Consider the following 25,690-nt stretch of genomic DNA (forward strand, 5'->3'; position numbering starts at 1 on the left):
GCGTTGAGGCTGGATGTTTCTGCCGGTTTTGCCGGGAGAATAAGCGGCTTTTGCATGAATGATGGTTGCGGTGCACAATCGATAGGCTCCGCATCGAACGACCTGAGCGTCAGGTGGGGGTGAATGGCAAGTCATCAGCGGGTGGTCCGCTTACGTCGAACCTACAATCAATGGGTGGCCAACCAGACCCTGGAAGACTTTGCCCTGCGCTTTACCGCGAAGAGTGCGCGCCGCTGGTCTCCGGTCTGGGTCGCCAATACCGCGCTTGGCGCCATATCCTTTCTTGCCTTGGAGGCCATCGGGGCCTCCATCACCTGTAATTACGGCTTCACCAATGCGGTCTCGTCGATCCTCGTGGTCGGGTTGATCATTTTCATCACCGGGCTGCCCATTGCGTTCTACGCGGTGAAATACGGGGTCGATATCGATCTGCTGACCCGCGGGGCCGGCTTCGGCTATATCGGCTCGACGGTCACCTCGCTCATCTATGCCAGCTTCACCTTCATCTTCTTCGCGCTGGAAGCGGCGATCATGGCCACCGCGCTGGACCTGTTTTTCGGCGTGCCGGTCAATATCGGCTATCTGGTCTGCACACTGGTGATCATTCCGCTGGTGGTCTACGGGATCACCCTCATCAGCCGTCTGCAGATCTATACCCAGCCGGTCTGGATCGTGCTTCAACTCCTGCCCTTCGCGTTTCTGGCCTGGCAGGGTCTCGCGCCGCTGGAGGACTGGCAGAGTTTTTCGGGGCGCTTTGGGGATGAGGGCGGCCGGTTCGATCTGCTGCTGTTCGGGGCCGCCAGCGCCGTTTTGTTTTCCCTGATCGCCCAAATCGGCGAACAGGTGGATTTTCTCCGCTTCCTGCCGAGAAAACGGCAGGGGCAGAAGCTCAAGTGGTGGCTGGCCATGCTGGCGGCGGGGCCGGGCTGGATCGTGATCGGGGCCATCAAGCTGCTGTTCGGATCCTTCCTGGTGGTGGTCGCGCTGCAGAGCGGACTCAGCCCCGACAAGGCCGTCGAGCCGACACATATGTATCTGGTCGCCTTCACCAGGGCGACGACCCCGGAAATGGCCGTCGCCCTGACCGGGATCTTCGTGATCGTCTGCCAGATCAAGATCAACGTCACCAATTCCTATGCGGGCTCGATCGCCTGGTCGAATTTCTTCTCCCGCCTGACGCACAGCCACCCGGGCCGGGTGGTCTGGCTGGTCTTCAACGTGGTGATCGCCCTCGCGCTGATGGAGCTGGGCGTCTACAAGGCGCTTGAACGCACGCTGGGGCTCTACTCCGTGGTGGCGGTCGCCTGGATAGGCGCGCTTTTCGCCGATCTGGTGATCAACAAGCCGCTCGGTTTGAGCCCGCGTCATATCGAGTTCAAACGCGCCCACCTTTACGACATCAATCCGGTCGGGCTCGGTTCGATGATCCTTGCCAGCCTGACCGCGCTGGTCGCCTATTCCGGCGTGTTCGGCCAGACCGCCCACGCGCTTGCCAGCTATATCGCCCTTGCCGTCGCCATCGTGCTGGCGCCGCTGATCGCCTATGCGACCAAGGGAAAATACTATATCGCCCGCCAGCCGGAGCCTGCCGCACAAGGCGTGGAAGCGCAGAAACTGTCCCTGCGCTGCTGTATCTGCGAGCATTCCTTCGAGAGCGAGGACATGGCGCATTGCCCGGTCTATTCGGGTCCGATCTGCTCGCTGTGCTGTTCCCTGGACGCGCGCTGCGAGGACGACTGCAAGGAAAACGCGCGCATCGGCGACCAGATGAAGGCGCTGCTGCACGCCCTGTTGCCGACGGACGTGGCGGGGTGGATCAGTTCGCGTCTCGGCATTTATCTTTCCGTGATGACGATCGTCACGCTGTCGCTCGGGGCGATCCTGTCGCTGGTCTTTGTCGAGGCGAACACACTCGGCGCGGATGCCAGCCGCGAGGGAATCGGGCGGGCGCTCACCCAGGTGTTTTTCATTCTTCTGGTGATTTCCGGCGTGATGGCCTGGCTGTTCGTGCTGGTTCACGAAAGCCGCAAATTCGCCAATGAGGAGACCCGCCGCCAGACCAGCCTGCTGATGCGCGAGATCAGGGCGCACAAGCGCACGGACGCCAAGCTCCAGAAAGCCAAGGAGGCGGCGGAATCCGCCAACGAGGCGAAGAGCCGCTACGTGGTGGGGATCAGCCACGAACTGCGCTCGCCGCTCAACGCGATCGCCGGTTATGCGCAGCTCATGCGCAAGGATCCGGCGATCCCGGTGCACCGGCGCGACGCGGTCAAGGTGATACAGCATTCAGCCGACCATCTCGCCGGCCTCATCGAAGGGCTGCTGGATATTTCCAAGATCGAGGCCGGGCATCTGACGATCTACCGGGAGCGCTTCAACCTGCATGAATTCCTGACCCAGATCGTCGACATGTTCCGGCTGCAGACCGATGCCAAGGCGCTGCGGTTCAGTTTCGTGCCGGCGGATAACCTGCCGGTCTATGTGTTCGGCGACGAAAAGCGGCTGCGCCAGGTTCTCATCAACCTGTTGTCCAATGCGATCAAATGGACGGATGGCGGAAGTGTCAGCCTGAAGGTGACCTATCACAGCCAGGTGGCCGAGTTCTCGGTGATCGACACCGGGATCGGGATCGCCCCTGAAAATCTGGAGAGGATCTTCAATCCCTTCGAGCGCATCGAGGAGGAAGGCCAGGTTTCCGTGCCCGGCACCGGGCTCGGGCTGACCATCACCAAACTGCTCAGCGAGGTCATGGGCGGGGACATCCAGGTGGAAAGCGAGCCGGGCAAGGGCAGCCGCTTCAAGGTCCGCATGCTCCTGAGCGCGGCGGAGGCTCCGGCCAGAGCCGTCAGAGCCGAAAAGCGTATCGTCGGCTATCACGGTCCCGTCCAGACGGTCATGGTGGTCGATGACGACCCCACGCAGCGGACCCTGATCAGGGACGTCCTGACGCCGCTCGGTTTCAAGGTCCTCACGGCTCCGGGCGGCCAGGCCTGTCTCGAGATGGCCGCCGGCGAGCAGCCGGACGCCTTTCTGCTGGATATCAGCATGCCGGGGATGAGCGGCTGGCGGCTGGCGCGCAAGCTGCGCGACAGCGGCCATGGCGATGCGGTCATCATCATGATTTCGGCGAATGCGGACGACAGCGGCCGCGATCCGCTGCACCGGATCTACCACGACGATTATCTGGTCAAACCCGTGCGCCTGAACGAGCTGCTGGAAAAACTGCACCTGGCGCTGAAACTGGTCTGGCGCACGGATGAGGCTCAGAACCGGTTTGCGCTGCTGGAGAATGCACCGGCAGGTGCTCCGGATTTCAAAAGCTCCGCGCTGCCGTCGGTGGAAAGCCTCGGCATGCTGAAACAGCTCAGCAGCATCGGCTATGTGCGCGGCATCCGGGCCAAGCTGGACGACATCGAGGCGCATGAGCCGCATGCGGCTGATTTCGTCACCCACATGCGGGAGCTGATCCGCGAATTCGACCTGACCCGATATGACAAGCTACTGGAGAGACTCGGACATGATCATGAATGCTCCTAGCGAGACCGTGCTCGTTGTCGACGATACGCCGTCCTCTCTGGGCATGCTGACGGATGCGCTGGAAGAAGCCGGTTACACGGTGCTTGTGGCGCAGGACGGAAGGAAGGCGCTCGATATCGCCAGGCGGGTGACCCCGGACGCGATCCTGATGGATGCCGTCATGCCCGAACTCGACGGCTTCGAGACCAGCAAGCGGCTGAAGGCCTTCGAGGCCCTTCGGGACGTGCCGGTCCTGTTCATGACGGGACTGAGCGAGACCGAACACATCGTTCGCGGGCTGGAGGCGGGCGGCGTCGACTACATCACCAAGCCCGTAGACCCGGAGGAGCTGATCGCCCGCCTGCGGGTGCATATTTCGAATGCCCGCAATTCCCACAGCGCCCATGTCGCGCTGGATGCCTCAGGCCGGTTCCTCCTGTCGGTCGACCTGTCCGGCAACATCTGCTGGGCGACGCCCCAGGCCCTCGAACTGGTCGAAGGGCGTCCGGCCGGCGAAACCGCCTCAGGCGGGAAACTTCCGGCGCCGACGGTCGAGTGGCTGCGCCAGCTTCTGCTCGATTCCGGCAAGGCGCCGCAGATGGGCCGGGACACCGTCGCCAGCATGTCCGGACGCGAACTGAGGTTCAGCTATGCGGGTGTGATCAGCACCACGGAGCACCTTTTAAGGGTCGTCGAGGTGGCCGGGGGCGAGCCGACGGACGTGCTGAAGGCGGCCTTCAATCTGACGGAGCGCGAGGCGGAAGTCCTGAGCTGGATCGCGAACGGCAAGTCGAACAAGGAAATCGCCGCGATCCTGGAGATGAGCCCGAGGACGGTCAACAAGCACCTGGACCGGATCTTCGGCAAGCTGGGCGTCGAGAACCGCACGTCGGCGGCCATCCTGTCCCTCAGGAAGCTGCTGGAGCAGTGAAGCCGGCCAGAACCTGCCCCGGCGCGTTGCCGTTGGTGAACACATAGACCGAATGAGGCGATGTGGTGCCGCATCGGGCGCTCCGCCCGGGAGGCCGAGTGCTGTCCCGGCATGCATTCCGGATGTTTCGGTAAATCGGAACACCGATCATACGATGATCGCGGCGGCGGAATGCGGAAAGGAACCGCCGTCCGCCTGCCGGAGTTGCGTTGTCCGCACCGTGTATTCCGTTCAACGCATGAGCAGGATCGGCACCTTGCAGGTGCGTATCATCTCCGAAGTGGTCGAGCCGATGATCAGACTGCGGATCCGGGAATGCCCGTAGGCCCCCATGACGACCAGATCGAAGCCCTTTTCCTCGACCAGCTTGCCGAGCGTGTTTTCCGGCTTGCCGTTCTCGATGAGGATTTCGGCTTTAAAACCGCCGGCCGACAGAGTTGACTTCGCGTTTTCGAGGGCCTTGCGAATGTCCGGGGTTTCCACTCCCGCGAACGCCAGCGCGACCGGCAGATCCGCAAGCAGCCGGTTGCGCGCCAGATAGTCCACTGCCTTCAGCGAGGAGTGTCCACCGTCGAAGGCAATCAGGACCTTGCTGACCGGCTTGAACTCGCGGTTGGCGACGAAGACCGGCTTGCTGCTGGAGCGGACGACACGCTCCAGGTTCGACCCGAGATGGAGCTTGGCAAAGTCGGCCGCTTCGCCGCGTTTGCCGATGACGATCATGTCGCCGGTGTCTTCCTTGGCGAGGACGGTCTCGACAAGATCGCCCTGGCGCAGCCGCGTCTCAACGCTCACGCCGGCGGCCTCGACGATTGCCTGGGCATCTTCGAGGATCGCCCGGCCCTGGGCGTGTGCGAGTTTGGCGCGCCTTGTGTCGAGTTCGCTCAACTCCTCCAGAATGTGGGAGCGTGCGCCGAGTTCGATTGCTCCGCTGAGATCCTGCCGGTCGACACCCTGACGGCGTCCGAGGACGTGATAGATCTTGACCGTGGCCTCGATCCGCTTCGCGATCCATGCCGCGTAGTGACAGACGCTTTGCGAATATTTCGAACCGTCCACAAGGGCAATCAATGTGCCTGTTGTCATGTGAGCCTCCCTAATGCCCCAGAAGTTTTTCCATGGCGCCCGGCTTGTCGTGGATCGCAAGGCTGTCGACGATGGTTTCCGATGCCTCGTTCATTCCGACGATGTCCACTTCCGCGCCTTCCCGGCGGAATTTCAGGACTGCCATGTCGAGTGCGGCGACCGATGAGATATCCCAGATATGGGCGCGGCTGACATCGATCGTCACCTTCTCAGCGGCTTCCTTGAAGTCGAGCGCTTTCATGAAATCCTCCGAAGAGGCGAAGAACAGCTGTCCAGCGATCCGGTAGGTCCGGTGGCGCCCGTCCGGGCTGATCGTCGTGGTCACGCGGAAGATCTGCGAGATCTTCCAGGCGAAGAACAGGCCCGAGAGCAACACGCCGACGAGCACGCCGATGGCAAGGTTGTGGGTGTAGACCACGAAGAACACCGTCGCCAGCATGACGATGGAAGACGAGCGGGGATGTTCCTTCAGGTTCTTGATCGAACTCCACGAGAATGTCCCGATCGACACCATGATCATGATCGACACCAGGGCCGCCATGGGGATCTGGCCGACGAGATCGCCCAGAACGACCACCATGAACAGGAGAAAGACGCCGGCGGCGAAGCAGGACAGGCGTCCGCGTCCACCGGATTTCACGTTGATCATCGACTGGCCGATCATGGCGCAACCGGCCATGCCGCCGATGAAGCCGGTCGCCGTGTTGGCGATGCCCTGGCCGATGCATTCCTGGTTCCGGTCGGAAGGCGTATCGGTGAGATCGTCGACGATCTGCTGCGTCATCAGGCTTTCCAGCAGGCCGACCACTGCGACGGCGAGCGAATAGGGGAAGATGATCTGCAGGGTCTCGAAAGTCAGCGGGATGTCCGGGAGCAGGAATATCGGCAGCGTGTCCGGGAGTTCTCCCATGTCGCCGACGGTGCGCACGTCCCAGCCGAAGGCGATCGACAGGACGGTCAGCACGATGATCGTGACCAGCGGCGAGGGGATGACCTTGGTCACGCGCGGGAACAGATAGATGATCGCCAGACCGGCGGCCACGAGAGCGAATGTCAGGAGCGGGACGCGCGAGGGATCCAGTTCCGGCAGCTGCGCCATGAAGATCAGGATCGCAAGCGCGTTGACGAAACCGGTCATGACGGAGCGGGAAACGAACCGCATCACGTATCCGAGCTTCAGCAATCCCGCGCCGATCTGCAGCAGACCCGCAAGAACGGTCGTGGCAAGCAGATATTGCAGTCCGTAATCCTTGACCAGCGTCACCATGAGCACCGCCGTCGCGGCGGTCGCCGCCGAGATCATGCCCGGACGGCCACCGGTTATGGCGACAAGCACGGCAATGGAAAAGGAGGCATACAGGCCGACCTTCGGATCGACACCGGCGATGATGGAGAAGGCGATCGCCTCCGGGATCAGGGCGAGCGCGACGACGAGGCCCGACAGCAGGTCCGCCCGGACGTTGCCCGTCCATTGGTTTTTGTATTGAGTAAAGGAGATCATAAACAGCCCAAAGTCCTGTCATCCGGAGCGGCATTTCCGGCTACGGTGGTTCAAGATAATGTTTCGGGTTGTCCGGCGGATAGGCGGCCGGAAGAGCCACCCGGGAATCTCACCCGGGTCCGTGTGATCCGGATCTCATAGCGTGTTGCAGTGCAAAAGCCAAGTCTTGAAAGGGCCGGAACCGCGACGGCCCGCACCAGCGTTCAGACAGGAGGACCCTGGCTTCTTTCACCAAACGGCTATGATGATATCATGGCAATCCTTCCTGCAATGAAGGGTGGATTGCCTGGTTGTCCAAGGGTAAAATTTTCCCCGCGAGGTCGGCTTTGCCGGTGCTGCGTTCCTTCCTCCATGTGCAAAGATCAGGAAAGATTTGACAACAGCGCCCGTGTGATGGCGTTTGTGGGCAAAGACGCGGATCGTGCTTCGGGCACATGCGTTGACGCATAATGATGTTGAATTTGGAGGCTTAAAATGGCGAGTGTGCTTGAACAACTCAGAAACATGACGGTCGTTGTCGCGGACACCGGCGATGTTGCGGCTGTAAAGGCCTTTGCACCGGTGGATTGCACAACGAACCCGTCGCTGGTGCTGGGAGCGCTCAAGGACCCGGCATCGGAAGCCCTGATCGTACGTGAGATCGAAACCGGGCGCAAAAACGGCCTTTCGCCGGAGCAGGTCACGGATGTCCTGACGGTCGCCATCGGCGCAGAGTTGACGACGCTGGTGCCGGGCCGTGTCTCGACGGAAGTGGATGCCTGCCTGTCTTTCGATACCGAAGCTTCGGTCAAGCGGGCACACGCGATCATCGCCGAATACGACAGGCGCGGCGTCGGCAAGGAACGGATCCTCATCAAGCTCGCTTCGACCTGGGAAGGCATCCGCGCCGCCGAGATCCTGCAGCGCGAGGGCATCGACTGCAATTTGACGCTGCTGTTTTCCATGGCTCAGGCGGTGGCCTGCGCCGATGCCGGCGCCTTTCTGATTTCACCCTTCGTCGGCCGCATCACCGACTGGTACAAGAAGGCGGAAGGGCGCGACAGTTATGCGCCCGACGAAGACCCGGGTGTCAAATCGGTCCGCTCGATCTACGACTATTACAAGTCCAACGGCATCTCCACCATCGTGATGGGGGCTTCGTTCCGCAACACCGGGCAGATCAAGGCCCTGGCGGGTTGCGATAACCTGACCATTGCGCCGAAGCTGTTGACCGAGCTGGAAAACGATACCTCCGAATTGAAAAGGGTGCTGTCGCCGGAAAACGCCACGGGCGTCGCTCCCGTCAAAATGGGCGAGGCGGCGTTCCGCTGGCAGATGAACGCGGACCCGATGGCAACCGAAAAACTCGCCGAGGGCATCCGCAACTTCGACAAGGACCACAAGACGCTGATCACCCTCGTGGCGGAGCGCATGAAGGCTTCCGCCGCCTGACGATGGACGTTGCCTGAAGCCGCGTGTCCGTTCCGGCGGACCGCGGCTTTCAAATTGCGCGGCGGCAATTTCCGGCGTTAAACATTAAGGGGGGCGCTGACCCGGCTGGGCGCACAGCAAACCTCAAGAAACATGCAAAAAGGAACGGGATCTTTGAGCAGAACCAGGAAATTCGCCTTCATAAAGGCGCGCTGGCACGCGAACATCGTCGACAAGGCGTTCGAGGGCTTCAAGCAGAGACTGTCGGAGCTGGATGCGGAGGCCGACGTGGAAAGCTTCGATGTTCCAGGCGCTTTCGAAATGCCGCTCATTGCGCTCAAATTGGCCGAAACGGGAAAATACGACGCTATCGCCGCCGCTGCGCTTGTCGTCGACGGTGGTATCTACCGCCACGATTTTGTCGCTCAGGCGGTCGTTTCAGGACTGATGGATGCCGGGCTCAAGTCGGGCGTTCCGGTGCTCTCGGTCTCCCTGACGCCGCATCATTTCCAGCCGACCAGTGACCATGAAGGCTTTTTCAGCGAGCATTTCGTCAAGAAGGGCAGGGAAGCCGCGGACGCCGCAGTCAGCGCGGCCGATCTGGTGGCGCAGCTCGGCGCGTAACCAGTTGCTTCCGCGCGGAGACTGCCCGACTCTGGTTATCACCCGTCGGCCGCCCCGGACTTGATCCGGAGCCGCCGGTGGTCCCGGATCAAGTCCGGGACAGCACTCGGGGTGCGGTTGACGTACCTGCATATCGGCACTCTGGTACCGGTTGGCGCTTTGCCAACCGGGAACAGGAATGCATATGCTGGCCTTTCCGCCAGACTGAATCCTAAAGTGGCTTTGCCTGCGCTTCGGCTTGAGGCGTGGCGACCAGCCGTTCGGCGGTGAACCTGTCGGTGATCAGGACGTCGATCTTGCCGGTTCTCAGCGCGCCGCGTATGGCCTCGGTTTTGGTTTCGCCGCCCGCCAGCGCGACGACACGCTCTATATGCTCCAGATCTTCCAGCGGCATGCCGATCACCCGGTCATCGAGCGGGGTTTTGACGGTTCCGCCGTCCTGGTCGAAGAACCTCAGGCTGATGTCGCCGACGCCCCCGGCCTCCTTGACCGCGGCCAGTTCGTTCGGCGTGAAAATATTGCCGGAGCGGGCCAGCATCCAGGACGGTTCGAGCGCGCCGATGCCGACAATGGCGAGCGTTATGCGGCTGAACAGGTCGATGGTCTCGCGGATGTAAGGGTCGCTGAGCAGAACGAGCTTGGCTTCCCGCGATTGTGCGACACCGGGGGCGCTCAGCAGCCGCGCCTCGGCGCCGGTCAGTTTGGCAAGGCGCGAGGTCAGTTGCGTGGCGTGGATCTGAACCGTCGGGTCGCCCATGCCGCCCAGGGTCTGGACAACGTATTTCGCCTTGCCGTTCTTCATCGGATGGATGTTGTCGACCATCTTGAGAATGGTCTGGCTCCAGCTGGAAACGCCGATGATCTCGCCGGGCTGCAAGGTGGCCTCGATGATATGCGCGGCCGCTTCGCCGATGCGGGCCATGATCGCGCCTTCGCGGTCCTCGGAGCATTCCACCACGATGGCCTCGGCGAGCCCGAACGCTTCCCTGAGCCCCGTCTCCAGTTCGCTGTAGGTCCCCGACGGGGCGACGACCGTGGTGCGCACGATCTCCTCGTCCTGAGCCTTCTTGAGCATTCGGGAGACCGTTGCCTGGGAGATGCGCAGATGTTTGGCGATATCGGCCTGCCGCTTGCCTTCGATGTGATACATCTGGGCAACCCGAGCGATCATGCGTAATTCATTCAGGCGCGACACGTCATCAGCTCCAGTTGGTTCGGGTCCGGCTCCTATGAATAAATATTCAAATATTGATAATTGTCGAGCGGGTAATTGCGATCTGCCAGTTTTCCAGCGATCGAGCCCGCGTTTCGTCGGCCATATCGGGGCTCAGTTCCGTGCCGCTTCTCTTCAGTCCTGAAATGGTCGCCAGGTCCGGCCAGACACCCGCCGCGAGGCCTGCCAGATAGGCCGCTCCCAGGGCGGAGGCCTCGGTATTGTCGCACATCGTGACAGGGTGGTTGAGATAATCGGCAACCAGCTTCATCAGGAAGGGATTGCGGCTCGGGCCGCCATCGACGTAAAGCCGCCCGATTCCGTGCCCGGTCGCGCTCGCCATGATCCGGTAGATGTCGTTCACCTGAAAGGCCATGCTCTCGGCGGCCGCGCGGGCGACATGGGCCGGACCTGAGGAGAATGTGAGGCCGCTTATCAGGCCACGTGCGTCCGCCTGCCAGTGAGGCGCGCCGAGACCGACATGCGCCGGCACCAGGGTAACGCCCAGGCATTCGTCGACGGTCTGCGCGAGCTCCAGAAGGGCGTCGACGCTTTCCAGGCCAAGCAATTCCGCGGTCCATGGCAGAATGGCGGCGCTGACCAGAATGTTGCCCTCTAACGCATAGGTCATCTTGCCGCCAATGGACCAGGCGATCGTTGTGGTGATGCCTTGTGGCGGCGCGATGAATTCCGGGATTGTCGTCATGATCGACGAACCGGTGCCGAAGGTGATCTTGCCGTCGCCAGCGCCGAAAGCGCCGTGGCCGAAAAGGGCCGCGTGGGAGTCGCCCACTGCCGCGGCAATCGGGATGCCGTTGCGAAGGCCGGGCACATCCGTGGTGACGCCGAAGACGTGGGAGGAATCCGTTACTTGTGGCAGCGCTGCTTTCGGAACCCCGAACAGCGTGCACAGAGTGTCGTCCCATATGCCGGTCGCGATATCGAGAAGTTGCGTCCGCGCCGCATTGGAGCGGTCGGTCATGTGGGCCTGCCCGCCGGAGAAGTTCCAGATGAGCCAGGAGTCGACCGTCCCCAGACAGATGTCGGCGGGGTCGCGCCCCTGGCAGTGGTTCTCAAGCAACCATCTGGCCTTGGTTGCCGGAAACATCGGGTCGAGCGGCAGTCCGGTGAGCCGGAGCACCGAAGGTTCATGGCCGGCCGACTTGAGCGCGCTGCAGGTTGCCGCGGTGCGGCGGCACTGCCAGGTGATGACCGGGCCAAGCGGTTCGCCGGTCGCCCTGTCCCAGACGAGCATCGATTCGCGCTGGTTGGATATTCCCAGTGCCGCGATGTCGACGTCCGGCGTTGCCGACAGGCAGGATCTTATCGCCTCAAGGGTGGCGGACCAGATGTCCTCAGCCGATTGCTGAACCCATCCGGGCCGGGGGTGTTCTGTCGGGACAGGCGCACTGCCGCTGGCAAGAATATCGCCGTTTTCGCCAACAAGGACGGCCTTGCTGTTGGTCGTCCCCTCGTCAATCGCCAGAACGGCCCGGATGGTCATAGTTGCTCAGGCCTTCTTCTTCATGAGCTCCGCGGCGCTTGCGGCGATGCCTTCAGGGGACATGCCGAATTCGTCCAGCAGGAAATTCGCGGAGCCTGTCGGGGCGAAAATGCCCGGCACACCCAGCAGCTTCATCGGAACGGGCCGGGTTTCAACAACAACTTCGGCGACCGCACTGCCAAGTCCACCGAAAACGGTATGTTCCTCGCAAGTAAGGATAGCACCGGTTTCGTTCGCAGCCGCCAGGACCGCATCACGATCGATGGGGCGGACGGTCGCCATGTTGAGCACCCGGGCTGAGACACCGCGCGCGGCAAGCACTTGCGCGGCGGCCATGGCCCGGTGGGTGAGAACGCCGTTGGCGATGATGGTCAGGTCGGTGCCGTCGCGCAGCATATTGGCCTTGCCGAGCTCGAAGACATGCCCTTCGGGAAGAAGATCCGGCACGCCGACGCGGCTCAGCCGCAGGAAGACCGGTCCTTCATATTGCGCGGACCATTCCACCGCGGCAATCGTTTCCGCCCGATCCGCCGGGGCGATGACCGGAATATTGGGCAGCGCCCGTATCCAGGCGAAATCCTCGATCGAATGGTGGGTCGGCCCGAGTTCGCCATAGGCCATGCCGGAGCTGATGCCGCAGAGTTTTACATTGGTGTTGGTGTAGGCGATATCCGCCTTGATCTGTTCCAGCGCACGGCCGGTGAGAAAGCACGAGGCGGCGCAGACAAAGGGGATCTTGCCACCATTTGCAAGGCCCGCGCCCACACCGACCATATTCTGTTCCGCGATGCCGACATTGACCAGCCGGTCCGGCCATCTGTCACGAAACCCGCCCAGTTTGCTGGAGCCGACGGAGTCGTTGCACACGGCGATGATATCGCTGTTTTTCTGCGCGAGCGCCTCGAGCGTGGCGACAAAGGCGTCACGGCAGTCGTACAGCTGCCCAGGTGGTACCGGGATCGTCATCAAACTGCCTCCTCCAGTTCGCGCATCGCCTGTTTGTACTGGTCCGCGCTGGGAACCTTGTGGTGCCATGCGACATCGTCGGTCATGAAGGAAACACCCTTTCCCTTGAATGTATGGGCGACGATGCATTTCGGTTTGCCGGGGGTGATCGCGCCGCGATCAAGCGCCGCGCTGATCGCCGCCATGTCATGACCGTCGATTTCCTCCACGGCCCAGCCGAAGGCCTCCAGCTTTGGAGCGAAGGGGGCGACATTGTTCGTGTCGGCCACGCGCGCGCCCTGTTGCAGCCGGTTGTGGTCAATGATCAGCGTCAGATTGTCCAGCTTGAACTGGGCAGCCGCCATGATCGCTTCCCAGTTGGAGCCTTCCTGCATTTCGCCGTCGCCCGTGACGACGAAGGTCCGCCAATCCGCCTTGTCGAGTTTGGCGGCCATCGCCATGCCGACACCGATCGGCAGGCCGTGGCCGAGCGGGCCGGTATTGGCCTCCACACCGGGCACCTTAGTGCGGTTGGGGTGCCCGTTCAGACGGGAATGCGGTTTCAGGAATGTGCTGATTTCATCCTTGGGAATGAAGCCTTTTTCGGCGAGCGTCACATAGAGCGCGCAGGCCGTGTGTCCCTTGCTGAGGACCAGGCGATCCCGGTCCGGCACATCGGGATGGGCCGGGTCGATGTTCAAAACCCGAAAATAAAGCGCTGTCAGGATGTCCGTTACCGACATTTCACCGCCGATGTGGCCGGCACCGGCCTCGAAAACCGCCTGAAGGTCTCGCCGCCTGATACGATTTGCGATAACGCGGAGCTCACTGGGTGTCATGACATGCTTGCCCTTGCATAATTATTCTATTGATATTAAACATGCACAAATGAATGCTGTCAAGCTGGTTTCAAATTCCGACAATGGAGAAATTCGGAGATTACCGGGGATTTTTAGATCTTTTCGGATCTTGACAGACAAAAAACTGCTGAGTATGATTTTTTTGCATACATGAATAAATATTCGTGTTTGGGAGGAGGAGATGACGGTGACAGCCGATCATGACGTTGGAAAATCGCGTTTGCTGGAAATGGTCTCGATCCGCGGGGCTACAGGGCCGCTGATCGGTCTGCTTCTGCTGTGCGTGTTTCTTTCAATCGCGACGGATTCGTTCCTGTCGTTCAGAAACTTCCTGAACATTCTCGATCAGATCACCGTGCTTGGCATCATGGCGGTCGGCATGACCTTCGTCATTCTGATCGGCGGCATAGATCTTTCGGTCGGATCGGTGCTGGCGCTCTCCATGATGGTGCTGGGGTATCTCAACGTGGAGGCCGGGATGCCGATGGCGATTGCCATCGGCGGAGCGCTGCTGGCCTCGGCCGTCGCCGGTGCGGTGTCCGGGCTGCTGATCACGGCCTTCAGGATTCCCGCCTTCATCGCGACGCTGGCCATGATGTCGATCGCGCGCGGTGTGGCGAACATGATCACCAACGGCTCGCAGATCATCGGCTTTCCCGCCTGGTTCAACATGGGCGCGATCATTCGTTATGGCGGGTTTCTGACCATGACCGTCGCCGTCATGCTGATCGTTTTCACTGTCGCGACCCTGTATCTGCGTTACCGCGAGGGCGGGCGTTCGCTTTATGCAATCGGCGGCAACCCGGAAGTGGCGCGTCTTGCGGGGATCGATGTCCAACGCACAACGGTGCTGGTGTACGTGGCTTCCGCGGTCCTTTCAGGGTTGGGAGGTATCCTGCTCGCGGCGCGCCTCGATGCGGTGCAGCCGAGTTCGGGTGTGGCCTATGAACTGGATGCCATCGCGGCGGTGGTCATCGGCGGCACCAGCCTGTCCGGCGGCACCGGCGGCGTTGTGGGGACCATCGTCGGCGTCCTGATCATCGGCGTGCTGCGCAACGGCCTGAACCTGATCGGCGTGTCACCCTTTCTGCAGGCCGTCATCATCGGCTCGGTCATCGTGCTTGCCGTGGCCGTCGAGACAATCAAACGCCGGAGCTGACGGGAAGACGTTACCGGAAGCATTGCGAGAAGCCGACGAAATACTCCCGGTGCCGGAAGAATATCCTGTGTCTGGATGTTTATTGAGAAGATATCGCAAGTTACTGAAATAGATCGACTTTTGTCTTCCTGGTGGAAGCGGGGCGATCAAGCGAAGGGTCGGCGACAGCCGGGCTAAATCGGGTCGGCAGAAGAACGGCCCAAATCACAGTGGAGGAAAATTCAATGAAGACGACAATGAAGGCAATGGTTGCCGCGGTCGCTACGACCCTGATGGCCGGGTCGGCCCTGGCTGGCGATGTGAACAAGATTGGCCTCGCGGTTCCCAACCTGCAGGCGGACTTCTTCAACCAGATCAAACTCGGCGTTGAAGCCTATGCCGGGGAGAAGGGTATCGAAGTGATCGTCGTCGATGCCAAGAACGACACGGCAACGCAGGTCAACCAGGTTCAGGATCTGATCACCCAGGGGATCGATGCATTCATCTACATCCCGGCGGGTGCCGCGGCAGCGGCCGTTCCGACAAGACTGGCGCGGGCCGAGGGCATTCCGGTCATCAATGTCGACAGGACACCGGAAGGCGCTCCCGGCGACACGTTCATCGCCGGCGAAAGCGTTGAATCCGCCTATCAGGTCTGCAACCACATCATCGGTCTGGCTGAGGGCAAAGGCAAGATGGCCATCATTCACGGCCAGAAGGGCACCACGCCGGAAGTCGACCGTTTCGCCGGTTGCAAGCGCGCCATCGATGAAAATCCGGGCATCGAACTGGTCACCCAGCAGTGGAGCCAGATGTGGTCTCCCGACGAGGGCTTTTCCATTGCCCAGAACATGCTCCAGGCGCATCCCGATATCAAGTTGATCTTCGGACAGGCCGACGGGCTGGCCATGGGCGCGGCCAAGGCTGTCGATGTCGCGGGACTCTCCGACACGGTCATCATCGGCGGTTATGACGGCGACGTCGCGGCCCTCGAATATCTGGCTAAATGCGAAGGTCCCTTCATCGTGACCGCGACGCAGAGCACGCAGCTGATGGGCCGCCTCGCGGTCGATTCCGCCATCAAGGTGGCTGCCGGGGAAGAAGTGCCCGAGCGGCAGATCCCCAACGCCGTGCTGACGACTTGCGACGATGCGCCGAAATTCGTGAAGCAGCACCCGTAAGCAACCGGCACGACCGGAAGAAAGGCGGCGCCATGACGTCCGACGGCAGATCTCCGATCCTTACACTGCGGAACATTCACAAGTCCTACGGACCGATTGAAGTTCTGCACGGTATCGACATGGATATCCACGCCGGCGAGGTCGTGGCGCTGCTTGGCGAAAACGGCGCCGGAAAATCGACGCTGTCGAACATCATCTCCGGAACGGTCCTGCCGAGCGCCGGAACAATGACCTGGCAGGGCGCGTCCTACGCGCCCGCCAATCCCCGCGAAGCGATAGACGCGGGCGTCGGCATGATCCATCAGGAACTGCTGCTGCTGCCGCATCTGTCCATCGCCGAGAACATTTTTGTCGGGCGCTACCCGATGAAGCACGGGCGGGTCGACCGCAGGGAGATGGAAAGCCGTGCCCATCGCGGCCTTGAACGTCTCGGCCTCGACATCTCGCCGCGCCAGTATGTCGAAGGGCTTTCGACCGCCAGCCAGCAGCTGATCGAGATCGCCAAGGCACTGACGCTCAATGCGAAGCTTCTCATTCTCGATGAGCCCACCGCCGCCCTGGGCGGCGAAGAGACCAAGCTGCTCTTCAAGCAGATCGAGCGGCTGAAATCCGAGGGTGTCGGCATCGTTTACATCTCGCACCGCCTGGAGGAGATCAAGCAGATCGCCGACAGGATCGTCGTCATGCGCGACGGCCACAAGGTGCAGGAATTCGACACCGCCGATCTTCCGGTGCGCACCATCGTGGAGGCGATGGTCGGACGCAGCATGGAGCAGATGTTTCCGCCGCTGGCCGTTCCGGACGAGGAGACCGTGCTGGAAGTCAGCAATTTTTCATCGCCCTCGGGCCGGTTCACCGATGTGAATTTTTCGGTCCGCAAAGGCGAAATCTTTGGGATCGCGGGCCTGATCGGCGCCGGGCGCACGGAACTGGTACGGGCGATCGCGGGCGCGGATCCGATACGCTCCGGCTCGGTCAAGCTGAACGGGCGGGATATCACGCCGAACTCGCCCCGCGACGCCATCCGCAACGGCATCGTGCTGGTTCCCGAGGACCGCAAGCTGCAGGGTGTCATTCTCGATCACAGCATCGCGGAGAACATCGCCTATTCGAATTTTGAATCGGTCGCCAGGGCCGGATGGATCAGGTCGCACCGGGTGCGGGAATTCGCCGATGAAAACATCCGCAAATTCGGCGTGAAGGGCAGGGGCCGCCAGAAGGCGTCCGAGATGTCCGGCGGCAACCAGCAGAAGGTCGTCATCGCCAAGTGGCTTGCCCGCAATCCGCGTGTCGTGCTTCTGGACGAACCGACACGCGGCATCGACGTCGGCGCGCGATCCTCGATCTACGAGATCATTCACGCACTCGCCGCCGACGGCGTGGCGGTGATCGTGGTCAGCTCCGATCTTGAAGAAGTGCTTGGCGTCTCGAACCGCATCCTGGTGATGGCGGCAGGCCGGCAGACCGGTATTCTGGATCGTGACGAGGCAAACGATGTTTCCGTCATGGAACTGGCAACCGCATGATTTGCGAAGGTAACAAGAGATGAATCGTTTCGACGGAAAAACAGTTGTCATCACCGGCGGCAACAAGGGGATCGGCTACGCCATTGCCGAGCGCTTCACCGCGGAGGGCGCCAATGTGGTGATCGCTTCGGTCGAGCCACAGGTGGAAGAGGCTGCCGCGAAGCTTCGCGAGAGCGGAGCCGCCGTGTCCGGCGTCGTATGCGACGTAACGGATCCGGAAGCCGTGCGGGTGCTTTACGAGCGCGCCTTCGATGAGTTCGGCCAGGTGGATATTTCGGTGCAGAACGCCGGCATCATCACCATCGCCAAGGTCGAGGACCTGACGGAAGACAAATGGGACGCCACCATGGCGGTCAACACCAAGGGGGTTTTCCTGTGCTGCCAGGAAGCTATCCGGCAGATGCGCAAGCACGGGCGCGGGGGGCGGCTGATCAACACGGCCTCCGGCCAGGCGCGCGACGGGTTCATCTACACCCCGCATTATGCCGCTTCGAAATTCGGAGTGATGGGCCTGACCCAGAGCCTTGCAAAGGAAGTCGCCCTGGAAGGGATCACGGTGAACGCGATCTGTCCGGGGATCATCAAGACGGACATGTGGGACTACAATGACCGGGTTTGGGGTCAGATGCTGGGCGATTACGGTCCGGGCGAATTGATGGCGAGCTGGGTTCAGAACATACCGATGAAGCGCGCGGGCGAGGGCAAGGACGTGGCCGGACTGATCGCCTTCCTTGCCAGTGAGGACGCCGACTACATCACCGGCCAGACCATCAATGTCGATGGCGGGCTGATCATGTCCTAGGCCGATGGATGACAAGTCGCGTTCCATTTGTCATCTGCAATTCATCGAATTCAATGTGTTAGAGCTTCTGCGAGGATGGAAAAGTTGGCTGAAATTACCTTGAATGCACCGGCGCTTTTTGACCTTACGGGCCGGGTGGCGCTCGTCACCGGCGCCGGCAGCGGCATCGGCCAGCGCATCGCGATGGGGCTTGCGCAATGCGGCGCGGATGTGGGGCTTCTGGACCGCCGCACCGATGACGGCCTGGCTCAGACGGCAGAATTCATTGCAAAGACGGGGCGCAGGTCTGTCGAAATCGCGGCGGATGTGACTTCGGAGGATGCGCTTGCCGATGCGGTGACGCGTGTCGAGGCCGAGCTCGGGGCGTTGACGCTGGCGGTCAATGCAGCGGGCATCGCCAACGCAAGTCCGTGCGAAGACATGAGCGAAGAGCAGTATCAGACCCTCATGGACATCAACATGAAGGGCGTCTGGCTTTCCTGCCGGGCGGAAGGGCGGGCGATGCTGGCGCACGGCAAGGGCGGGGCCATCGTGAACATCGCCTCCATGTCCGGCGTGATCGTCAACCGGGGCCTGTCGCAGGTGCATTACAACGCCTCAAAGGCAGGTGTCATCCACATGTCGAAATCGATGGCGATGGAATGGGTGGATCGAGGAATCCGGGTGAATTCCATCTCGCCCGGCTATACCGCGACACCCATGAACACCCGGCCGGAAATGGTGCATCAGACCAGGGAGTTCGAAAGCCAGACCCCCATGCAACGCATGGCGAACGTGGATGAGATGGTCGGTCCGGCGGTTTTCCTTCTGTCGGACGCCGCGTCCTACTGCACCGGCGTCGACTTGCTGGTGGACGGCGGTTTTTGCTGCTGGTAAGGAGCGGACGGCCCGGGAACCTAAGAGGCGCGGGCCGTTTTCACCTCGGTTTTGCCGACACATTGCAGCCAGCGCGACAGGTCGAGCGACGATCTGCGTCCCAGGTCAGCGCCGTGGTCGCTCAGGAACCGGTCGGCGGCCTGCCGGCCTTCATCGCGCAGACCCGTCAGGAATTGCCAGGCGGAGTTCATCTTCGACTGACCGCTGCGTCCGTTCATCTCTTCGCTGGTTATGCGGTGCAGTCTCAGGTTGGCGAGAGGATCGGTGGCAGTGCCGCCCTCACTCTCCTTGCCGGATCCCAGAGCCGAGAGGCGCGGAAGGACACCCATGCGGCGCGCGGGACTGCGGCGCCTGGCCTGGTCCTGCAGTTCGGCAAGCAATCTGAGTTCGTTGATCAGCGGCGCGTTGAAGGAAATTTCCTTCTCGCGCAAGGCAATCTCACGGGCGTTCTGCGGGATTGTGGAGCGCTGCGTGGGGCTGGTCTGCACAAGCAGTAAATCAAGCGCGCCAGTTGTGCGCACCAGCGGCATCAGGCTCGGATTTCCACTGTATCCGCCGTCCCAGTAGAATTCCCCGTCAATCTCGATCGCGTGGAAAAGCGTCGGCAGGCAGGCGGAGGCGAGGAGGACCTCGCTGCTGATCTCGTCGTTGGAAAAGATGCGGGCTTCGCCGGTGGCGACATGGGTCGCCGTGACAAAAAACGCGATTGGCGAGCGCGCAATGGCGTCAAGATCGATCGCGGCCCTGATGACATTGCGCAAGGGGTTCAGCCCGACCGGATTGAGCTCGTAAGGCGAGAACATCTGCAGTCCGGTCTCCAGAAGCGGCCGAAACATGGCGATGTCGATACCCAGGCCGCCGAACACCGCCTGCGCGGTTGCCGCGTTGTAGCGGGTGAAGCGGCCCCGGTCGGAAACGTCCCGCCAGAAGGTTTCCAGGGATTGCTGTGCCCCTGACCTGCCCCCTGCTGCAAGGCCGGACACCAGCGCGGCACCGTTCATGGCCCCGGCGGAGGTGCCGGAGATAGCGTTGATCTGAAATGATTTTTCGTCAAGGAGGCGGTCCAGAACACCCCAGGTGAAGGCTCCGTGCGCTCCGCCGCCCTGAAGCGCGAGATTGAGGGAGATGATGCCACCGGTCGAAACTTGCCGTCTCATTGCCGACTTCCTTTTTCAACAGTCCGGTTCACACACCGCGAAGCGGTGGTCACCAGCCTGAACCTTCTCCTCCTCTTGATTGTTTTTAAATCTCGGGTTTTCGCTCGAGATCAAGTTGTGATCGGCTCCCGGCGTTGCGTCCGCCGATCCGGCGAACGCCTCCATCGAGAAGATATGCTGCACTGCAACAAATCCTATAGCTATTCACAAGAACGTGATCGCGCGCTGCTCCGGCTTGCGAACCGGCAACAGGTATTTCCGCTCCCGGATGTGAAGCCCTTGGCGGCCTAAAAGTTCCCGCCGCCTCGTACAGTTTCACATCGTGACCTTGTCACGCCATGTCGAACAGCAGGGCCTGACCATCCGTGAGCCATGTCAGGGCAGGGATGTCCTCACTGCCGAGCTGCAATCCGTCGCCCGAGGAGATCCGTTCGCCCGCAAGGGTGGCGAGACCTTCCACCACGTGGAGAAAGGTCTTTCGTCCGCTTGAAACCGGCACCCCGGTTTCCGCGCCCGCGAGCGGATGCACGATGGAGACTTTCGTGTCGGACAGAAGCCGCAGGGGAGCTACCCCCGGCGTGCCGCTGGCCAGAAGCGACCAGCTCCGTGCAGCCCCCGGCGCGGGAAGAAACGCCTGCTGATAAGTCGGCGCTCCTCCCAGTGTCTCCGGGATCAGCCAGATCTGCAGGAAATGCGCGGGCTCCGTGTCCGAAGCGTTCATTTCCGAGTGCCGGATCCCGCTGCCGGCGGACATGAGCTGGACCTCGCCCGGTGCGATGGTGGTCTCGTTGCCGATCGTATCCTTGTGGCGCAGCGCGCCGGACAGGACCAGGGTGAGGATATCCATGTCCGCGTGCCCATGCTCCGCGAAACCCGAGCCTGGAATGATCCTGTCCTCGTTGATGACACGCAGGGACCCATAGCCCATCCGCGAGGGATCGCGGAAACTGCCGAAGGAAAACGTGTGAAAGCTGTCCAGCCAGCCGGTTCCTGTGTGGCCACGGCTCATGTTTTCGTGAATCAGGGTCATGATGAATGCTCCGGATCGGTCAGGAAGGCCTGCAGGGCGGCAACCTCCTGTTGCCGGATCTCGTGTCCGCCGTCATGCAATTCGGCGCTCACTCCGGCTTTCTGGCCCTCAAGCCAGGAGATCAGGGCGGCGGTCTGTTTAGGCGGGCAGATCGGATCGCGGCGGCCGGCGGTGATCAGGATATCCTTTCCGGCAAGACCGGGATTGGCGTCGGGCGTCCACGCAATGAGCGGGTGGAGGAGGGCGACCCGGTCGAAGAGATCGGGCCGGGTGAAGGCCACGGAGGCAAGGATATTCGCGCCGTTGGAATAGCCGAACGCATAGACGGGATGACCCGGATTGGCTTCCTTGTGCGCCTCGATGAACGCCACCATCCTGCCGGTTCTGAGCGCCAGGTCGTCCATGTCGTAAACGCCTTCGCCGGTGCGGCGGAAGAAGCGCAACGCGCCGTGTTCGGAAACATCGCCGCGCGGCGAGACAAGTCCGGCGCCTGGGAGGATTTCGTCCACAAACTGCGAGAACTGGTGCTCGTCGCCTCCCGTGCCGTGAAAGGCGAAAACCAGGGGTGCGCCCGGAGCCGGGGGTTTTGTCAGGGCGTGATAGAGGGAAAGGGACATATCGTTTCTCTTTTCACATGTTTGCGGGCGCGGAGCGGCGGCTCCGCGCCGCCGCAAAGCGGTTAATCGATGATCGGGCTGAGATTCTTTTCGATCTGCGTCCGGAATTCCTCGTAGCGGCCCGGCAGCTTCAGGGCCTCGCCGAGATGAGCGGTATCCTCGTCACGGTCGAAGCCGGGTTCGTTGGTGGCGACCTCGAACAGGATGCCGCCCGGTGCGCGGAAGTAGATCGCCCAGAAATAATCCCGGTCGATGACCGGCGTCACCTGATAGCCCGTGTCGAGAAGCGCCTTGCGGACCTCCAGCTGCGCGGCCCGGTCCTCCACCGCGAAGGCGATGTGGTGGACAGACCCGGCGCCCTGGCGGGCGCGATTGCCGGAAGGGAGCGTTTCGATGTCGATGAAGTCGGCTCCGTTGCCGCCCTCGACCGAAAAACGAGTCCAGTTGTCCTTGCGGTCGACTTCGCTGTAGTTCATGAACTTCAGCAGTTCGGCCGTGGCGCCTGCGTCCTGCAGGCGGAAGCTCGCACCGTGGAAGCCCTGGATCGCTTCGGCGGAGCCGATGCCGCCCGCTGTCCAGCCCTCGCGGACGTCATTGCCGACCTCGATCAGCGCGAAGCGGTCACCGTCGGGCCCTTCGAAGCGCAGGCGGTTCTCGCCGAAAACGCTGTCTTCGCCAAGACCGCTTACATTGCGCCGCGAAAGACGTTCCTTCCAATAGCCGAGGGACCCCCGGGGAACCGTGAAATAGGTCTCCCCGACTTCGCCGGTGCCCTGCCGGCCCCTGGCGATATGCGGGAAGGGGAAATAGGTCATCACCGATCCCGGAGTTCCAACCTCGTCGCCGTAGTAGAGGTGATAGACTTCCGGGTCGTCGAAATTGACGGTTTTCTTGACCCGGCGCAGACCGAGCGCCTTGGTGAAGAAATCGCTGTTTTCCTGAGCGTTGGCCGCCATCGACGTGACGTGATGCAGGCCCTTGATTTGCTTGAGCATGACCGCTGGTCCTTTGTTTCGAAAACGTGTTGGCGTGTGCCGTTGACAGGAAAATGGGTCAGGATCGGCCGGTTTGGAATAGCAATAATTTCTATGATATTATTTCATATTATGAAATAATCAGGTCATGATCGATCTCGGGCAGGTCCGGATATTTCTCACCGTCGCCGAACTGCGGAGCTTTGCCGCGGCCGCGCGTCAGCTTGCCATGACGGCGCCCACCGTCACGCGGGCTGTCAGCGGACTTGAGGAGGAGCTTGGAATTCAGCTCCTGCTCAGGACAACGCGGCATGTATCTCTGACCTCGGCGGGGGCGGTGTTCGCGGCCCGTATCCGTCCGCTGCTGGACGATTTTCGCAAGGTGACCGAAGATCTGCGGGAGCAGCATGGCGACGTGGCGGGGCTGATCCGGATCAACGCGCCGATGTCGCTCGGCCTGCAGATCCTGCCCGATGTCGCTTCGGCTTTCCGGGTCGAATATCCGGGCACGGTCCTGTCGCTCAATCTCACCGACAGTTTCATCGACATCGTCTCCGACGATTTCGATCTGGCGATCCGGATTTCCGAACCACCGCGCGACAAGTCGACGATCTGGCGTAAACTCTGCCCGGTCCGGCGCATCCTGGTTGCCTCGCCGGGGTATCTGGCCTCCTTCGGGGCACCGGAGACACCGGAGGATCTGAACAGCCACACCTGTCTTGCCTATGACGCGCGCTCGCTGGAGGAGACCTGGGAATTGCGCTGCCAGGGCAGGACGCGCCGGGTCAGGGCCGGGCGGACGCTTGCGGGCAACAATGGCGACCTGATCTCAAGGCTGGCGGAAAACGGCGAGGGGATCGCGCTGCTGCCGCATTTCATTGTCGAGGATGCGATCTCCAATGGCCTTCTGGTTCAGGTGCTGGCGGAATGGGAGCCGCCGGAGCTGTGGCTGACGCTCTATTATCCGCCCTATGAACGCCTGCCGATGCGCGTGGCGAAATTCTCGGATTTCTTTGAGCGTTATGTTACGCGCACGCGGCCATTGTGAGCAGTGGGCGGGAAGTTGGTTCCTCGTCCGCCTCTCCTGCGCGGTCATCTGTAGAAGCCGTTCCACATTCATGACAGAGGGCGTTTCTTCTTGACGAAAATACCAACCGGTTGGTACTAAAAAAGAAAAGGAGACTGCCATGACGCAAGCGGGAAACCGGGTATCGGCAAAGGACAAACTGCTGGATGCCGCCCTCAAGGTCGTGCGGGCCAAGGGGTATTCCGCGACGAATGTGGACGAGATCTGCGCGGAAGCAGGGGTGACCAAGGGCGGCTTTTTTCACCATTTCAAGAGCAAGGAAGACTGGGCGGTCGCGGCTGCCAATCACTGGTCGGAGACGACCGCGGGGCTCTTCACGGACGCGGCCTATCACCAGCCTGCCGATCCGCTGCGGCGGGTGCTGGCCTATGTGGCTTTCAGAAAAGAGCTTGTTGCCGGAGAGCTGGCCGAATTCACCTGTCTTCTCGGCACGATGACGCAGGAGGTTTTCGGGACGAGCCCGGCGATCCGGTCCGCCTGCTGGCAGGGCATTGCCGGACATGCCGATACGCTCGTGGCCGATATTCAGGCGGCGATGGACACCTATGGCTGCGACGGGAGCTGGACCGCGAAATCCCTCGCGCTGCACACGCAGGCCGTCCTCCAGGGGGCATTTATCCTGGCTAAAGCAAGCGGCGATCCGCAGCAAGCGAAAGACAGTATCGATCATCTCTACCGCTATATCGAGCTGCTGTTCGAAGGTTCCTGAGCGGGCGATTGCCGCGACCCCGCAGCCTGGGTACTAAAGCGTGTCGCGTTTAAGCGGATTCATGGTTTCAGGAAGACGCTCGGGGCAGTGTTTGCATTGCAAATGCGTTCGGGCAATTTCCTGGGTTCAATTCAACGCGACATGCTCTCTAGACGCTTTGCCGCTGCTTCAGGAACAGGTTTTGACCGGGCCGACAAAATTCTGGCAATGTCTGCGCCTGCGTTCGATCTCTGTTTCGGGAAACTCATTCACATGACCACTTTGGACCGGCGGCAGCCGGAGGGGATATTTTCGGCAAACGACACCGTCACGCACTCAGTCATCGATGACCTCGTGACGGCCAACAGGATCCTGGCGGGGGAAGGTGTGCTGGATGCTTTCGGGCATATCAGCGTGCGCGATCCGCACGATCCAGGCGCGTTCTTTCTGTCGCGGTCCCGCAGTCCGGAACTGGTTGAGGCCGGGGACATCATGCGCTTCGATCTGGAGGGCAACGTGCTGGAGGGCGAGGGGAAGCCTTATCTGGAGCGCGTCCTGCACGCCGCCATTCTGGCCGCGCGCCCCGATGTCAATTCGGTCGTGCATCATCATGCGCCGTCCGTGCTGCCCTTTGCCGTCGCCGATGTGGCGCTGCGGCCTGTGTTTCATCTCGGCGCCGTCATGGGAGCTCGGGTGCCGGTGTGGGACAGCCAGGACAGCTTCGATGACACGAGCCTGCTGGTATCCGATCTCGACATGGCCCGCTCGCTTGCGCAAACGCTTGGCACTGAGCCGAGCTGCCTGCTGGCCCGCCACGGCGCGGTCTGCGCCGGACCCGACATCCGGCAGACGGTGTTCATCGCGATCTGCATGCGGGACAATGCCGAGGTGCTGACGAACGCCCTTCGCCTTGGAACGCCGTCCTATCTGACAGAGGGTGAAATCCGGCAAGCGGCGGCCAAGCATGACGGCGGTGCTCCCGTCGCCCGCGCCTGGGAGTACTGGGCGCGCCGCTGTTCGTGAA

The 25,690-nt window shown here is 61.7% G+C and carries 22 protein-coding genes and 1 other annotated feature; of the genes, 12 read left to right on the top strand and 10 right to left on the bottom strand.

What is annotated here, in order from left to right; genetic code table 11:
* Positions 1–123 precede the first annotated feature (123 nt).
* Together CLV41_RS24410 and CLV41_RS24415 are read left to right on the top strand one after the other, a co-directional pair.
* Positions 124–3,537, top strand: coding sequence for a hybrid sensor histidine kinase/response regulator (locus CLV41_RS24410; protein ID WP_103225100.1), 3,414 nt, complete (start codon positions 124–126; stop codon positions 3,535–3,537).
* Positions 3,524–4,447, top strand: a complete 924-nt coding sequence (locus tag CLV41_RS24415) for a response regulator transcription factor (protein WP_208987712.1) — start codon at positions 3,524–3,526, stop codon at positions 4,445–4,447. The genes CLV41_RS24410 and CLV41_RS24415 overlap by 14 nt, the downstream gene beginning before the upstream one ends.
* A gap of 231 nt (positions 4,448–4,678) precedes the next feature.
* Here CLV41_RS24415 and CLV41_RS24420 read toward each other — a convergent pair whose 3' ends face one another.
* Together CLV41_RS24420 and CLV41_RS24425 are read right to left on the bottom strand one after the other, a co-directional pair.
* Positions 4,679–5,533 carry a universal stress protein gene (locus CLV41_RS24420; RefSeq protein WP_103225102.1) on the bottom strand — a complete coding sequence of 285 codons (855 nt, stop codon included), beginning with the start codon at positions 5,531–5,533 and terminating at the stop codon, positions 4,679–4,681.
* 10 nt (positions 5,534–5,543) lie between these two features.
* A complete protein-coding gene (locus CLV41_RS24425) occupies positions 5,544–7,034 on the bottom strand; it encodes a SulP family inorganic anion transporter (RefSeq protein WP_103225103.1) in 1,491 nt (496 codons plus the stop codon).
* 66 nt (positions 7,035–7,100) lie between these two features.
* Positions 7,101–7,158: a sequence feature (sul1 is cis-regulatory element that is thought to sense ions involved in sulfur or methionine metabolism; They are found in Alphaproteobacteria), on the bottom strand.
* Positions 7,159–7,508: 350 nt separating this feature from the next.
* On the opposite strand from CLV41_RS24425, the gene tal reads away from it, so the two are divergent.
* Together tal and CLV41_RS24435 are read left to right on the top strand one after the other, a co-directional pair.
* Positions 7,509–8,465, top strand: a complete 957-nt coding sequence (gene tal, locus CLV41_RS24430; RefSeq protein WP_103225104.1) for a transaldolase — start codon at positions 7,509–7,511, stop codon at positions 8,463–8,465.
* A gap of 132 nt (positions 8,466–8,597) precedes the next feature.
* Positions 8,598–9,068 (top strand): 6,7-dimethyl-8-ribityllumazine synthase, encoded by a 471-nt coding sequence (locus CLV41_RS24435; RefSeq protein ID WP_408014285.1) that lies wholly within the window; start codon positions 8,598–8,600, stop codon positions 9,066–9,068.
* Positions 9,069–9,279: 211 nt separating this feature from the next.
* On the opposite strand, the gene CLV41_RS24440 is transcribed toward CLV41_RS24435, so the two are convergent.
* From CLV41_RS24440 to CLV41_RS24455, 4 genes are read right to left on the bottom strand one after another with little or no spacing between them, the layout of a single operon-like run.
* Entirely contained in the window at positions 9,280–10,263 is a 984-nt protein-coding gene (locus CLV41_RS24440; RefSeq protein ID WP_103225106.1) for a sugar-binding transcriptional regulator, read from the bottom strand.
* A gap of 46 nt (positions 10,264–10,309) precedes the next feature.
* Positions 10,310–11,785 carry an FGGY family carbohydrate kinase gene (locus tag CLV41_RS24445; RefSeq protein ID WP_103225107.1) on the bottom strand — a complete coding sequence of 492 codons (1,476 nt, stop codon included), beginning with the start codon at positions 11,783–11,785 and terminating at the stop codon, positions 10,310–10,312.
* 6 nt (positions 11,786–11,791) lie between these two features.
* Positions 11,792–12,751 carry a transketolase family protein gene (locus CLV41_RS24450; RefSeq protein WP_103225108.1) on the bottom strand — a complete coding sequence of 320 codons (960 nt, stop codon included), beginning with the start codon at positions 12,749–12,751 and terminating at the stop codon, positions 11,792–11,794.
* Positions 12,751–13,569 (bottom strand): transketolase, encoded by an 819-nt coding sequence (locus CLV41_RS24455; RefSeq protein WP_103225109.1) that lies wholly within the window; start codon positions 13,567–13,569, stop codon positions 12,751–12,753. Before CLV41_RS24455 ends, CLV41_RS24450 begins: the two co-directional genes overlap by 1 nt.
* 202 nt (positions 13,570–13,771) lie before the next feature.
* Here CLV41_RS24455 and CLV41_RS24460 point away from each other — a divergent pair, with 202 nt between their 5' ends.
* The 5 genes from CLV41_RS24460 to CLV41_RS24480 all read left to right on the top strand — a co-directional run bounded on the left by CLV41_RS24460 (position 13,772) and on the right by CLV41_RS24480 (position 19,113).
* Positions 13,772–14,749, top strand: coding sequence for an ABC transporter permease (locus CLV41_RS24460; protein ID WP_103225110.1), 978 nt, complete (start codon positions 13,772–13,774; stop codon positions 14,747–14,749).
* Positions 14,750–14,973: 224 nt separating this feature from the next.
* Positions 14,974–15,909, top strand: coding sequence for a substrate-binding domain-containing protein (locus tag CLV41_RS24465; protein ID WP_103225111.1), 936 nt, complete (start codon positions 14,974–14,976; stop codon positions 15,907–15,909).
* Between the two features lie 32 nt (positions 15,910–15,941).
* On the top strand, positions 15,942–17,435 hold the full coding sequence (locus tag CLV41_RS24470) for a sugar ABC transporter ATP-binding protein (RefSeq protein WP_103225112.1): 1,494 nt from the start codon (positions 15,942–15,944) through the stop codon (positions 17,433–17,435).
* Between the two features lie 19 nt (positions 17,436–17,454).
* Positions 17,455–18,237, top strand: a complete 783-nt coding sequence (locus CLV41_RS24475) for a glucose 1-dehydrogenase (protein ID WP_103225113.1) — start codon at positions 17,455–17,457, stop codon at positions 18,235–18,237.
* Between the two features lie 84 nt (positions 18,238–18,321).
* On the top strand, positions 18,322–19,113 hold the full coding sequence (locus CLV41_RS24480; protein WP_103225114.1) for an SDR family oxidoreductase: 792 nt from the start codon (positions 18,322–18,324) through the stop codon (positions 19,111–19,113).
* A gap of 20 nt (positions 19,114–19,133) precedes the next feature.
* Here CLV41_RS24480 and CLV41_RS24485 read toward each other — a convergent pair whose 3' ends face one another.
* From CLV41_RS24485 to CLV41_RS24500, 4 genes are all read right to left on the bottom strand, one after another.
* Positions 19,134–20,270 (bottom strand): patatin-like phospholipase family protein, encoded by a 1,137-nt coding sequence (locus CLV41_RS24485; protein ID WP_103225115.1) that lies wholly within the window; start codon positions 20,268–20,270, stop codon positions 19,134–19,136.
* A 331-nt stretch (positions 20,271–20,601) separates the two neighbouring features.
* The gene (locus CLV41_RS24490; protein WP_103225116.1) at positions 20,602–21,300 is read right to left on the bottom strand and encodes a pirin family protein; all 699 of its coding nucleotides are present in this window, start codon (positions 21,298–21,300) and stop codon (positions 20,602–20,604) included.
* Entirely contained in the window at positions 21,297–21,917 is a 621-nt protein-coding gene (locus CLV41_RS24495; protein ID WP_103225117.1) for an alpha/beta hydrolase, read from the bottom strand. The genes CLV41_RS24490 and CLV41_RS24495 overlap by 4 nt, the downstream gene beginning before the upstream one ends.
* Positions 21,918–21,979: 62 nt before the next feature.
* Positions 21,980–22,912 carry a VOC family protein gene (locus CLV41_RS24500; RefSeq protein WP_103225118.1) on the bottom strand — a complete coding sequence of 311 codons (933 nt, stop codon included), beginning with the start codon at positions 22,910–22,912 and terminating at the stop codon, positions 21,980–21,982.
* A 127-nt stretch (positions 22,913–23,039) separates the two neighbouring features.
* Here CLV41_RS24500 and CLV41_RS24505 point away from each other — a divergent pair, with 127 nt between their 5' ends.
* The 3 genes from CLV41_RS24505 to CLV41_RS24515 all read left to right on the top strand — a co-directional run bounded on the left by CLV41_RS24505 (position 23,040) and on the right by CLV41_RS24515 (position 25,689).
* The gene (locus CLV41_RS24505) at positions 23,040–23,939 is read left to right on the top strand and encodes a LysR family transcriptional regulator (protein ID WP_103225119.1); all 900 of its coding nucleotides are present in this window, start codon (positions 23,040–23,042) and stop codon (positions 23,937–23,939) included.
* Between the two features lie 139 nt (positions 23,940–24,078).
* The gene (locus tag CLV41_RS24510) at positions 24,079–24,687 is read left to right on the top strand and encodes a TetR/AcrR family transcriptional regulator (protein WP_103225120.1); all 609 of its coding nucleotides are present in this window, start codon (positions 24,079–24,081) and stop codon (positions 24,685–24,687) included.
* Positions 24,688–24,939: 252 nt separating this feature from the next.
* Positions 24,940–25,689 carry a class II aldolase/adducin family protein gene (locus CLV41_RS24515; RefSeq protein WP_103225148.1) on the top strand — a complete coding sequence of 250 codons (750 nt, stop codon included), beginning with the start codon at positions 24,940–24,942 and terminating at the stop codon, positions 25,687–25,689.
* Position 25,690: the final 1 nt, after the last annotated feature.

This window comes from Roseibium marinum, from assembly GCF_002906165.1.
GTDB classification, from domain to species: domain Bacteria; phylum Pseudomonadota; class Alphaproteobacteria; order Rhizobiales; family Stappiaceae; genus Roseibium; species Roseibium marinum.